14 protein-coding genes are annotated in these 12,658 nt (G+C 31.9%); 6 read left to right on the top strand and 8 right to left on the bottom strand.

Annotated elements, in window-relative coordinates; translation table 11 throughout:
• Window positions 1–92: 92 nt before the first annotated feature.
• Both EHE21_RS06700 and EHE21_RS06695 read right to left on the bottom strand, forming a co-directional pair.
• Window positions 93–629, bottom strand: coding sequence for a GNAT family N-acetyltransferase (locus EHE21_RS06700; RefSeq protein ID WP_194952591.1), 537 nt, complete (start codon window positions 627–629; stop codon window positions 93–95).
• Between the two features lie 202 nt (window positions 630–831).
• On the bottom strand, window positions 832–1,164 hold the full coding sequence (locus EHE21_RS06695) for an MliC family protein (protein ID WP_194952199.1): 333 nt from the start codon (window positions 1,162–1,164) through the stop codon (window positions 832–834).
• Window positions 1,165–1,544: 380 nt separating this feature from the next.
• Between EHE21_RS06695 and EHE21_RS06690 the strand changes: the two genes are divergently transcribed.
• Window positions 1,545–2,441: an AraC family transcriptional regulator gene (locus tag EHE21_RS06690; RefSeq protein WP_194952198.1), complete on the top strand. Its 897-nt coding sequence runs from the start codon at window positions 1,545–1,547 to the stop codon at window positions 2,439–2,441.
• Between the two features lie 79 nt (window positions 2,442–2,520).
• On the opposite strand, the gene EHE21_RS06685 is transcribed toward EHE21_RS06690, so the two are convergent.
• Window positions 2,521–4,017, bottom strand: coding sequence for a C69 family dipeptidase (locus EHE21_RS06685; protein WP_194952197.1), 1,497 nt, complete (start codon window positions 4,015–4,017; stop codon window positions 2,521–2,523).
• 417 nt (window positions 4,018–4,434) lie between these two features.
• Window positions 4,435–5,010 carry a hypothetical protein gene (locus tag EHE21_RS06680; protein WP_194952196.1) on the bottom strand — a complete coding sequence of 192 codons (576 nt, stop codon included), beginning with the start codon at window positions 5,008–5,010 and terminating at the stop codon, window positions 4,435–4,437.
• Between the two features lie 224 nt (window positions 5,011–5,234).
• Between EHE21_RS06680 and EHE21_RS06675 the strand changes: the two genes are divergently transcribed.
• A complete protein-coding gene (locus tag EHE21_RS06675; protein ID WP_194952195.1) occupies window positions 5,235–6,167 on the top strand; it encodes a LysR family transcriptional regulator in 933 nt (310 codons plus the stop codon).
• 51 nt (window positions 6,168–6,218) lie between these two features.
• Here EHE21_RS06675 and EHE21_RS06670 read toward each other — a convergent pair whose 3' ends face one another.
• The 3 genes from EHE21_RS06670 to cbpA all read right to left on the bottom strand — a co-directional run bounded on the left by EHE21_RS06670 (window position 6,219) and on the right by cbpA (window position 9,026).
• A complete protein-coding gene (locus tag EHE21_RS06670) occupies window positions 6,219–7,493 on the bottom strand; it encodes an amidohydrolase (protein ID WP_194952194.1) in 1,275 nt (424 codons plus the stop codon).
• A gap of 286 nt (window positions 7,494–7,779) precedes the next feature.
• Window positions 7,780–8,085: a chaperone modulator CbpM gene (gene cbpM / locus EHE21_RS06665; protein ID WP_194952193.1), complete on the bottom strand. Its 306-nt coding sequence runs from the start codon at window positions 8,083–8,085 to the stop codon at window positions 7,780–7,782.
• Window positions 8,085–9,026 carry a curved DNA-binding protein gene (gene cbpA / locus EHE21_RS06660; RefSeq protein ID WP_194952192.1) on the bottom strand — a complete coding sequence of 314 codons (942 nt, stop codon included), beginning with the start codon at window positions 9,024–9,026 and terminating at the stop codon, window positions 8,085–8,087. Before cbpA ends, cbpM begins: the two co-directional genes overlap by 1 nt.
• A 366-nt stretch (window positions 9,027–9,392) precedes the next feature.
• On the opposite strand from cbpA, the gene EHE21_RS06655 reads away from it, so the two are divergent.
• Window positions 9,393–9,725, top strand: a complete 333-nt coding sequence (locus EHE21_RS06655; protein ID WP_194952191.1) for a DUF1971 domain-containing protein — start codon at window positions 9,393–9,395, stop codon at window positions 9,723–9,725.
• A gap of 9 nt (window positions 9,726–9,734) precedes the next feature.
• Entirely contained in the window at window positions 9,735–10,073 is a 339-nt protein-coding gene (locus tag EHE21_RS06650; RefSeq protein ID WP_194952190.1) for a DUF1869 domain-containing protein, read from the top strand.
• Window positions 10,074–10,149: 76 nt separating this feature from the next.
• Here EHE21_RS06650 and EHE21_RS06645 read toward each other — a convergent pair whose 3' ends face one another.
• Window positions 10,150–11,022, bottom strand: a complete 873-nt coding sequence (locus EHE21_RS06645; RefSeq protein WP_194952189.1) for a LysR family transcriptional regulator — start codon at window positions 11,020–11,022, stop codon at window positions 10,150–10,152.
• 100 nt (window positions 11,023–11,122) lie between these two features.
• Between EHE21_RS06645 and EHE21_RS06640 the strand changes: the two genes are divergently transcribed.
• Together EHE21_RS06640 and EHE21_RS06635 are read left to right on the top strand one after the other, a co-directional pair.
• Window positions 11,123–11,575, top strand: coding sequence for a multidrug/biocide efflux PACE transporter (locus tag EHE21_RS06640; RefSeq protein ID WP_194952188.1), 453 nt, complete (start codon window positions 11,123–11,125; stop codon window positions 11,573–11,575).
• 166 nt (window positions 11,576–11,741) lie between these two features.
• Entirely contained in the window at window positions 11,742–12,269 is a 528-nt protein-coding gene (locus EHE21_RS06635; RefSeq protein ID WP_194952187.1) for a DUF4303 domain-containing protein, read from the top strand.
• Window positions 12,270–12,658 lie beyond the last annotated feature (389 nt).

The raw sequence follows: 12,658 nt of genomic DNA, 5'->3' as shown, positions 1-12,658 counted from the left end.
AATTTATTCTTTGTTTTTAAAAAAACAAAAAACCGTAGATTTTATCCTACTCACTATTAGTATAATCAAATTAGCTGTAATAAATAAGGGTTCTACCATTGATCGCCACTACGAAAATCACAATATAACGATGAAGTTAAATCAATTTCATTTATAGCACTCAATGCCATAATTCCTTCATCATCACCCTCTGTTTGTTTGTAAACGCCTTGGTTTAATTCAAAGAGCTTACCTTCCCATTTATGCCATCCTAACAGAGAATATAACGGTACGCCTTTTTCAGAAGCAGAGAGTAACCCAAGCTGATAACAAGACTTGATAATATCATTTGCTTGAGTCATTAATTCTTTACCTATTCCTTGTCGGCGATAGTCCTTTAAAACAGCCATTGCCTCAACATATCCTACCGATATAGGATTATTATCAATCGCCATATTTCTTTGAACAATAGCAACATGCCCTACCATCTTTTCTTGATAATAAGCAAAAATATGCATACCACCTAATGCATGCTGAAAGTCATCTAATGAAAAGTCATCACCAAAACTTTCTATTAACAAAAAATACAGTATTTCTTTCTCTATTTTGGATAAGTGACAAGTATGCTTGGATGTATATTTAATAATCATAAAAAACCATTTAGCAATCACAATAAGACTATCTTTATAACTGATTTGTTTTTTATGACCAACTTATTTGTGTGATAAAAAATGCGTTATTACTTTTCTATACTTATTTTTTTATTTTTAATTATTATATTTACTTAATCTTTTTCTTATAAAAAAGAGGACAATAAATTGTCCTCTTTTTCATTTATAACTGGTTTCTACGTTATTTTACTAATTTACAGGTACGGCCCTTATCTTCAGCAACTCGCCCATTAACTGCATCATCTTCTGAAATCGTTGCTAAATTAAATTCACCTTTACCTTTGCCCCAAATTTGGAAGTTTTCACCAACATAACGAGCACCACTAGCCGCAACAGCCTCTTTTAAAACAATAATTTCATCGCTGTAATACATAACAGCTAACTGTTCATTAGGGAAAGAAACTCTAATTTTTTGGCCTTCACAGTTATAAGTATCCGTTTTAGCTGCCAAAGCAGGAGCTGTTATTAATGAAGAAACTAAGGCAATAGCAGAAATAGAAAGTAACTTATTCATTTACATCTCCTAAAATAACCAAGTAAGGTTTTATTAATAAATTTAGACTAGACTTTATCTTTTAAAGATAAAATAGGATATCTCCGCATTTTATTAAAACTGAAAATATATATAAATATTTTAATTTAAGATTAATTTTAATAAAAAATCATCAATCATTGATGATTGAGTTAAAATGCAATTTTTTAATTAAAGTCAATTTTGATTCAAATAAATTGCAATACATAACTTTACATTATTACCCGCCTATTTTACTTTATTCAATGTAACTATCACTATACGATATGCTATTATCCTAACACCTATAAATTTATTGTAGTTCAATAAATTAAGTCGATCTTGTTGAAAAATATCGATAGAAAAAAATAATAGGAATATTCATGCTACAAGAGAATGTTGTTAAAGATATCATCGTTTGGATTGAGCAAAATCTCGATTCACGTTTATCGTTAGATATTGTTGCTGAGAAATCAGGCTATACAAAATGGCATTTTCAGCGCTTATTTAAAGCGTATACAGGAATATCTTTAGGAAAATACATACTCGCTCGTCGTTTATCTTGCGGCGCCTACGCGTTAAGAGTAACACGTTGTAGCCTCTTAGATATTTCGTTGAAGTATCGCTTTGATTCCCAACAAACATTTTGCCGAGCCTTTAAAAAACAGTTTAATATTACGCCTTCAGAATATAGAAAAAAACCCGGTTGGGATATTAGTGAACTGATTTTTCCTGCATTAGAAACCGTTGAACTGAGTGCTAAATATGAGGTAGTTACATTCCCATCTCAAAAATTAGTTGGCATGTCACATCATTACAATAAGCCTATTTCAACATGGGATTCAGACAAGAAAAAATTCAGAAAAGAATTTTGGCGTAAATTTTTAAAAGATGTACATACAATTCCCACTGAGTTATATGCAATGCATCGAGCATCTGCAAGTACATTAGAAGATACTATGTACATTTATAGCACTGCTGTTGATAAAGAAAAGTTAGCAAAAACATCAAATGTTTCTGCCATGTCACAATTAGAATTGCCGAGTGGCAACTATCTGGCCATTACGTTTCATATGAATGAAATCTTAGATTCATTAACTGGCTATGATGACATTATTTATACGGTCTATACAAAAGTACTTCCGAAAATGAATTTATTGCGCAGACCCGGCCCAGACATCGAACGATATACACTAAAGGAATCTGTGGGTTACGATAAATTACTTGGTCAAAGTGATCATTACGTACAAAAAATTAGCTACTATATCCCCGTTCTTTAATTAATTTCATCTATAAAAAAGATCCCAATTTAATTGGGATCTTTCTATTAAAATAAATAACTGAAATACTTCTCTGTTATTAGTCTTTTTTAGACTTATTAGCAAAGAAAATATCGTCTTGAATATCTTTTGTTCTTACTGTAAACAATTCATTCATTAAATTTTCAGTTAATTTTTCAGCATCTGCCATGACTCGTAGATTAAATTCATTAAGCATTTTATCCGCACCGGTTTTATCCGTTTTCACCATAGTGAGATATTTAGCTTCCATTTCTTTTTGCTCTAATGCAGTTTTTGCTTCCCATTCTTGGTAAGCTTTTTTCACAATTGGTGCAAGTTTTGGATAATCTGTCATTACTAATGTTTGTAACTTACGATATTTCCAGTAAATAGAATCACTGTCTGCTTGATTTGTTCCTATTCCATAATGTTGTGGATAAGCTTTTAATCCACTGTAATACGGAACAAATGCAGTTAAATCCGCCATACCTAAACCGACATAAGTCACTTCACCTATTTCTTGAGGAAGTTCAGGGCGGACTTGCATAACATGCGCTTCATAAGTTCTAAATACACTAATTGGACGCCAAGATCCTTGACCATTTAATCCATTAGTATATGGGTCGTGCTCTGTTCCTTCAAAGTGATTACGTAACATCGCTTTAGCTTCTTCAACAGATACTTTTTTCTCAGGTGTTAATAAAGGCGCGAAATTACGACCATCATCCACAGCTTGTTTTAATGATGGATTAAATTGTTGCTGGATAACCCACACACGCGGATCATTATAAGTACGATCTCGTTCATCATCTCGTGTATAAGCTTTTGAAAAATTAAATGCGCCTTCTTTTTCAGGATTATATAGCCCTTTCTCAACAGCAAATTCCACTAGATTTTTAGAGCCTAAAACATCATCACTGTTAATATCGTAATGTTGTAATCGACCTTGGTTTCCTGTCGCAAAGTACTTATCTTTAGGTAATTTTTGTGCGATCCAATGATGTCCTGTTCCAGTTTCTAAATACCAAAGCTCGTTTTTATCAACAACAGCAACACCAAATCCCTCACCAGCACCTTGTTTTTCAATAATACTTCCTAATAATTCCACTGCTTCACGAGCTGTTTTTGCTCTTGAAAGCAAAACATCTGGAATATCATCTTCAGTTATCCCAGTATCTTCAACATAGGGATCAAAAGAGAGCGCTTTAGGTGAAGCAAAAATAGACTCGGTACCACTGACACCAACACCCAATTCGTTAAATCCTGTTGCACCATGAAGTTGCGTTTTCCAATTCGGTACAGTGGTATAACGTAATGAATTCTTAGGTAATGGATAAGTGAAATTATTAGCACCATTATGCTCTTTGGTACTGTAAATTCCCGTTTGATTCGTTTTAGCCGGATGAATAACAAAATGTTGTGCTTTTAATGCATCGCTATCTGCGCTACGAGCAATAATCAACGAACCATCATTTGTAGCTTCGCTTCCCGCTAATAGCGTTGTACAGGCTAAAGCTGAAGAAACTAATGCAATATTAACGGATAAAGCAATAATACCTTTTTTGAATAAAGACATAAAACTCCCCATTTGCTTGTTATTTATAATTTATAGATCAATTAAGTATCTTTTTAGAATCAAAATAAAAAACTAGATAGATAATTTGATGCAAAATATTAGCAATGAAAAAGCTTGGGTTTCCGTGATTTATATCTCAATGATCATTATATTTCGAAATAAAAATATTAATTTTACGCATCATATTAATATCAGTAATTTTTATATAAAGGTATATTTAAAATACAAATAAAATCAGATGAGTTTTGTTATTAATATTATTTAAATGTAATTGATAGCGGTGCTATTTATATAAATAGTCATTAATATTAAATACAATGGCAATACATTAAATATGATAATAACTTGTGTTAATTTTGTTGTATTAACATAAAAAAGAGCTCCAATTTTATTTTTTTGGAGCTCTTTTATTGAAATCTATTTTCCACTTCTTTCTTTTATAAATTCAAATAGTTGATTAAACTCTTCCATTGTTCCAACGGCTCTTATTGGAATTATTATATAATTATGTTCTTCTAAATCTATAAAAATATATTTTTTATAGATAAATGTATCAATAACAGCTGACCAATAAGTTTTATGAGAAATATTTTCATATCTCTGCTCTATAAATTTTCTATTTATTCTTAATTCAAAATTATGACCAATTCCTTCAATTTCTCTTTTTTCATTTCTTTTGGTTAAATACTCATCTAGATAGGAAAAAAGTCCTAACATAATTAATAAAGAAGCAAAAATAATAAGAATATAAAGATTAAGATCTTTCATTCTCTGTAACTCATCACTTACAATATCATTATTTAAATAAATTTTAATCGCGTTTAAAATTAAGAAAAAAACAGACAAGCCAGATAATACTAATAATGAAATTAATAAATTAGAAAGAAAAGCATAGCCTTTAATATATTTTCTCTCTCTTGATTTCATTTTTTTTTGGAGTTTTTTTAATTCATTTACTGATAATGAGTATTGTAAAGAAAATCGGCTTTTCATATAATTAATCCTTTAATAACATTACTTTACAGGCTTTATAATATCATATTATCTACTTTATAATAAAAGTTATAAATCCTAAATAACAGTTATAATCTACGTCTTTACTCTTAAAATATTCCTTATAAAAACTGTTTAAAATTTCCATCATCACTATTATTCAATAATCAATTCATTAACGGTATAATCGTATACAAGATGAACTGACTAAAACAAAAAACATAATGGCAATTAATATAAAAAGAACTTCTTGGTCAGGGGGATGGGCGACTTTACGCGACCTTGAAATCATACAAACCGTGATCGATCAGGGAAGTGTCACCAATGCCGCAGATCAGTTGGGTATTTCTCAACCAGCGGTAAGCCAGACATTAAACCAGATCGAGAAACGTTGTGGTAAAAAGTTATTCACTCGTGAAAATAATAAATTAATACCAAACTCTGATGCCTTATTGCTTTATGAAGAAATCGCCAATATCGCTGAATCCTTCAGCCGATTAAGCCATTTTCACCATCAAGAAAAAAAACGGAGTCTACGAATTCTAGTTCCACCAACATTAGCTTATGGTTTTATCAATCAGGCCACCACTCTATTTATCAAAAAATATCAAGTTAATGTCCATTTAGAAATATCTAGAAGTGAACAGCTACTTTCTTTAATTGCAAAAGAACAAGCTGATATTGTTATTACTGACAATATGACCATTAATAGCAATTATAATTTGACACAAATTCCAATGAGAGAAACTCAAATTATTTGTGCAATCCCTAAAGCACATGCATTATCTACAAAAAGCACCATCACACCTGATGACTTACATGAACAGTCTTTTATTGCTTTAGTTAAAAGTAATATTGGTCGTACAGTTATTGATCGAGCGCTCAATAAATCAAAATCGAAGCCTAATATTATTGCTGAAGTTTCTGATCAAGATACAGCGATGACATTTGTAAAAAATGGCTTAGGAGTCAGTTTAATTAATTCATTTCCTACTATTGAAACAGAAGATATTGTTTATAGAGAATTTACACCGACGATTATGAGTAATATTTGTTTTTTCACCTCGAAAAAAACAGAGCATGAAACGCAACTTTATATCGAGTTTATTAAAGAGCATCAACCAGATGCTTCTCTATTTTCGACCCCAATTAAATAGTTATTAAGGTCTCATTCTATGCAATATCGACAAATAGAAGAGACCTTTCTCTTATTTATGCATCTCAAGAATAGAGAGAATACCTTCAGTAAAAAGTGTTAACCCGATGGAAAGCGCCTCTTCATCAATATCGAATTTTTCTTTATGATGCCCATCAAGTTGATCTGCGCCTACTAAGAAGAATAGTGCTTTCCCTTTTTTCTCTTGCACTCTTCTTACCATTAATGAGACATCCTCACTTCCTCCTAAAGGTAATACGACATTTAATAAATCTGGATGTGCATCAACAACACCTTGCATGATATCTATCATTTCTCGATCATTTCTAAAATTTGTCGCTTCACCCGTAATATCTATTTTTGTTTCTAGTTGGTAAGAAGTTGCAATACCATCGACATATTTTTTTATACTATTAAATAAGTATTGTGTTATTTCAGCATCCTGCCCACGAACTTCTAATTGCATTTTTGCAGAGCTAGGAATAAGGCTACGATTTTCGCCTACAATTAAGGTTCCAATGTTTACTCGTGTCATACCTTTACCATGCCTTGGTGTTGCTAATATCTCATTAGCTAAAAAGCATGCTCCAGCTAATGCGTTATTTCCCTTTTCTGGTTCATCAATAGCATTAGAGGATTTTCCTTTTAAAAAAATATCTAATTTAGTGGTACAAAGAAAATCAAAAGGATCGAGTGCAATTTCACCTTTTTTTAAATTACATCCAATATGCATCCCCATAAAATAATCAGTATCATCTAATACTCCACTATCGCTTATTGCTCTTGCACCTCTCACTCCTTCTTCTGCGGGTTGGAATATTAATTTATATTTCCCACGTAAAGCGTGAATGTTTTGTTTTAACCAGTGAGCAAGACCAAGCCCTATTGCAGTGTGCCCATCATGACCACAAGCATGCATTAATCCAGAACGGCGTGAAGCAAATCCCTGTTTATTAGGCAGATGAGTATCATCATTTGACTCTTGGACATAAACGCAATCAATATCAAAACGAAAGGTAAATGTAGGACCAGGAATTTCTGTATCAATAATAGCCATACATCCTGTTAAACCGTCCATTTCAGCCAATAACTCAGCACTGATCCCTTTTTCTTCAGCTATTTTGATAGCCTCATTAACTAATTTTTCATCTCGACCTAAAATACTTTCTCGACAAATAATATAAGGACCTGTTTTTACTTCAATATTCATCTCTCGCAATATGTTTATTATCGTTCCTGTTGTCACAAATTCTGTCCAGCCAATTTCTGGAAACTGGTGAAACGTTCTACGCCATTCTATTAATTTATTGATTTGGATTGGCTTCATTATTTTTCCCTTACAAAAAATAAATCTCTTATTACTAAAAGAGAGAAATTGATAAATATAATATTATGGTTATCATAACTTAATACTTATGAATGTGAATGTGATCTCAACGCCATTTTGCTTATTTTTAAAGCAGGCATTTTAATAATGAAAATCAAGGAGAGTGGTGAAAAATAATGTTTAAAATCAATTAATAATAAATATAGAAATTTAAAGTATTAATAAAATTTAGGCATAAAAATAGCCACTAAAGTGTTTACTCTTATAGTAGCTATTTTATTAATGATTATTCATTTATAAATCGCATTAACTGCTGACGTAATTGCTTATTTTCTTGTTTTAACTGTTCATTTTCATCTAATAAAGTCAGTGCGATAGCGATACCGTGCCAATCTAATGCGAGCTCTTTATGAAGTTTTAATGCACGATGTGTCACCACGATAGCATTATCATCGAAAAACCACTCCTGAGTTTCAATTTCTAACGGTTCAATCACACCAAGAGCTACAAATTCTTTAAGCTCATCATCTGATATTCCAGTGTGATGACAAAATTCAGTAACAGTAAATACGGTTGTTGTTAATTGACCCATTATTTATTCTCCCAGTCTTTACGTGGATTATAATCGGTCTGACTATCTGCAATTTGTTGCCATAATTCGCGTGTCTTTTCATCGGATTTAGGTGGCATAACAATTTTTAAAATTGCATATAAATCACCGCTAACCTTTTTACTAACTAACCCTTTTCCTTTAATACGTAGCTTTTGTCCTGCCTGACTTCCCGCAGGAATAGTTAACAAGATTTTTTCTTTTATTGTAGGAATAGGAATTTTTGCACCTAATGCAGCTTCCCAAGGAGCTACAGGAACAACTATTTCTAAATCGTGGCCTTTAATATCAAATAGAGGATGAGGCGCAATACGAATTGTTAACCATAAATCACCATTTTCACCTCCATTCTCACCTACTGTACCCTGACCTTTTAAACGAATGCGTTGCCCATCAATAACACCGGCTGGAATTTTAACATTCAAAGTTTTAGGGATCTCTTTTTCCAAAATTCCAAAAACATTATAAACAGGTAAGTGATAACTAATCGTACGCTTATGTTCTTCCTGTGATTCTTCTAGAAAAACGGCCAATTCTATCTCTAAATCATGTCCACGTTGTTTAGGTGCTTGTTGAGATCGACGACCTTCAAATGGAGAGTGTTGACCAAAAAATGAAGCGTAAAAATCATCAAAATCTTCTTGGCTAAAGCTTTCTTGATCCTTATTTGAATGTTGTTGTGTAAATTGCCTAAATTTAGGATCGTTACGATGAGCCCAAAGTTCATCATATTCAGCTCTACGTTGTTCATCGCCTAATATTTCCCATGCTTGAGCAATTTCTTTAAAACGCTCTTCTGCATTTGGCTCTTTACTTACATCTGGATGATATTTTTTCGCTAAACGGCGATAAGCTGTTTTAATCGTTTTAGTATCATCAGTGGGTTTGACACCCATTATGGCGTAGTAATCCTTTAATTCCATAGTGACATCTCAATTATGTTAAATAATGAATTAAATATTAATACCCTAGACTTGGTTAATTATAGAACAAACAAATTATGTTGATGAGTAGAAACCCTATAATAGCACCAACCAAACGACTAAAAAACGACCGCCACTTAAAAAATAATTTAACTTTTAAAAAATAATTTAATTAAAGAAAACAAGATATTAATTAATCCAGCACGATATTGTTACTTTTTTCTTTAAAATTGCATTTGAAATACTTCATTATAAGGGGTAGATTTTATTCGACAGCACAATACCTTATTGCATTATTAACAATAATTTTTCTGCTTAAATAAGATGAAAATAGAAAAATGAGACACTCATTTTTAGGGAGGTAAAATGGAACGAATTATAATTCCCACTCACTATATTCATGTGCGATCAACGCCACTTTGGACTAAAGATACTGCGCCTAAATCTATTTGGGAAAGACATTTAGATAAAGGAACTCGTCAAGGGGTTTATCCAAAGCTATCTGTTATGCAAGGAGTGATTATTTATTACGCATATGCAGATGAATTTAGCCCAGAGCCTACGGAAACGTTAGTGATCCATGCCGGTGAATTTGGTGTATTCCCACCAGAGACATGGCACAAAATAGAAGCCCAAACTGAAGATACTGTTTTTAATGTCGATTTTTATGTCGATCCTAAAATACTTGCCGAAGGTTAAAATAATAATATGAAAGATGAAAATAAAGGCTACTTATTAGAACTGATTAATACTCATGGCAAAGAGAAATCTCAAAAAGTATTTCTAAATCCCAAAATTTTATATATTCCAGAAGTCGCGACTAAAGAAGTTTTACTTTTGATTAATGAGCTGAAAAATAAGGTAAATATTGACTCACAAGAACTCACCTTAGTATTAACAAACAAAAACAACGGCGTTTCTGTTGATAAAGATAGCTTTTTAGCTGATTTGTTAGACGCTGATATATCCAGTTTAATAGTCAAAGATCTTATCAATATTGTACGTGGCTATGATATGGATGAAGAAACCAATGTTTGTGGCTGGTAAAGTAACGTTGTCAAAAAATTTAAATCACCTTCACTATGCATGCCTATTAGTCATGAAGGTGATTTATTTCCTGTGCCTAAATAGAATGTGGAATGCTATTTTTCAAAAGTTTATCAATCATCCAATATCCCGCTTTTCCGGGTGGATTATTTCTTGACCACACTAAATCAATATCTATTTTTTTCGGAAACTGATCGTAATTTAGGCTAACCAATAATTTATGCCCAAATTGCTCGACTAGCCAAGTGGGTAATATTGCCCATCCCATTTCTTGCTCTGCCATTTCAAGCAGTAACAAATAGTTAGGGGCAAGCCAATTCTTTTCGCTATTAATAATAAATTGAGCTCGACTACTTAGCCTTAATTGGCGATACATCGTTAAATGCTGATAATTAATTTTATTTTCTTTCGCAAGAGGATGATTTTTATGTGCATATAATCCTAACTTACCACTTACAGGTAAACGAGCAAAAGCAATATCAGCGGGATATTCTATTCGTGACTCCATCATACCAATATGTGCCTGATTATTTTGTAGCATATTGATGACATCATCGTTTTCAGCAACAAGAAATTCAAACTCAATATGAGGAAATTCTTTATCTAGAACCTTTAAAAGCTGCTCAGAATGAGGGGGTTGATACATATCAGAAAAAACACAGCTTAGACGAGGTTCCATTTCTGGAGATAGTTCTATTCTTAATGCTTGTAAGCGTTCATCCGCCGCTAATATGTCTTCAACTAAACTTAATACCTTTTGCCCTGCAAAAGTCAGCGTTGATTCTCTTCCTTTACGTTCAAATAGCTCAAAGCCCATATCATCTTCAAATCCACTGATCGTACTACTGACGGTAGATTGACTTTTATTTAATTTTCGCGCAGCCGCAGAAAATGATTTTAACGAAGCTGCTTCAATGAATGTACGCAAGGTTTCTATGGAATAGTTCATTATGGTATCGGTTTTTTCGATGGCTCCTATTTTGTATATATACAAAATATCACCAATAATTGCACTCGTTTTTTGTTAAATAATTAATTTGAGGTGGGATATGAGCCAATATCAAAAAACATTTACTGAGCGCGTTTTTCACGCTGTTTCATTTGAAGTGATAGCCATCGCAATAACAGCGCCACTTAGTGCATGGATTTTGGGTCGCTCAATTTTTCAAATGGGAACGGTTGCTATTGTTTTATCAACATTAGCTATGTTATTGAATTTATTTTATAACATGATTTTTGACCGCTATTGGCCTTTAATCAAAGGGCCAAGACCAACAAAAATACGAGTCATGCATGCTATTGGTTTTGAATTAAGTTTTGTGATTATTGGTTTACCAATATTGGCATTTTTATTAAATATGTCGTTGTGGAGTGCATTCTTATTAGAAGTCGGCTTCTTTGCCTTTTTCCTTTTCTATACTTATGCATTTAATCTTAGTTACGACAAATTACGTGAAAATTGGTTTGATCGTAAACAAAAACAAGTAATTGCACGTCAATAATTACACAAAAACACCTTTTGAACTATCATTAGGTGTTTTATCACTAATCAAAAGTAGGCACTCATTATTTTATATCATTAAGTTATAATATTAATATACTATTATTATTATCTTCATACAGAGCAATTATTATGATTGTCGCTATATCTAACAGGGTTATGATTCAATGATGATATTAAATGATGAAATAATTAAAAATATAAAAAATGATATTGTCTCTTTTGCAATAACAGAAACAGAGAAATTTTTAACAGAAAAAAGTGGCGAAGTCTTTTACGCCTTTGCGTTCGATTTAAATGCCGCATATGGAGAAGTAAATCTTTGCTTTAACTCTGAAGAATATTTTCAAAAAACATTAAAATACTATCAAAATCAATCTGATAGTTGTATTTATCATTCATATGAAGAGATAAAAAACTTAAAATACAATACAGGTGATTGGGAATACCAATGCTTTAGTACTATTTATCCTATCGATGAAACATGCTTAGAACAACTTTATCATACGTCTTATGAAGACGGCTCTTACTCTCACGTTTTAACAAAAATTATTCACATATTTTCAGAATGCCTAACCCTGTTTAAGCAAACAGATACTTACAAAAAAATTCCAAAAACTGAGGATTTTATTGCTTTTACAATTGATCATGATGAAGATGTTGAAGATGCTTTAATGCGTATTGGAAAATATTAATAAAACTGTGTAGAACGATAAATATCGTAGATGTTCAAAAATAAAGCGATAACCGAACGGTTATTTATTACCGACACAAAAAGAGCATCAATAAATGATCTTTTTTATTAGTTCTATATTTTTTGCAATTTTTTTGACCACCATATTAGCCTATTGGTGTTTCTCTGCACTTTTTCCTAAAGCTCCACCAACAACACTTTCATGCCTTTTTATAAGAGTACTTATTGGCGTATTACTTGTTATCGCTGATATTTGTTTGATTTTTATCCTACTAAGTCAATTACTTTGATTTGATTAAATTTTATATGAAAATACTATCGATATTATTTCTCTTTATCTTATATTAATTCTGAACTGAATATTTTTAATTTCAGGTAACGAATAGATGT

The organism is Proteus sp. GOKU (assembly GCF_015475555.1).
GTDB lineage: Bacteria > Pseudomonadota > Gammaproteobacteria > Enterobacterales > Enterobacteriaceae > Proteus > Proteus mirabilis_B.
Note: the sequence above shows the minus strand (reverse complement) of the source record. Positions and strands in the feature narration are given on the sequence as shown.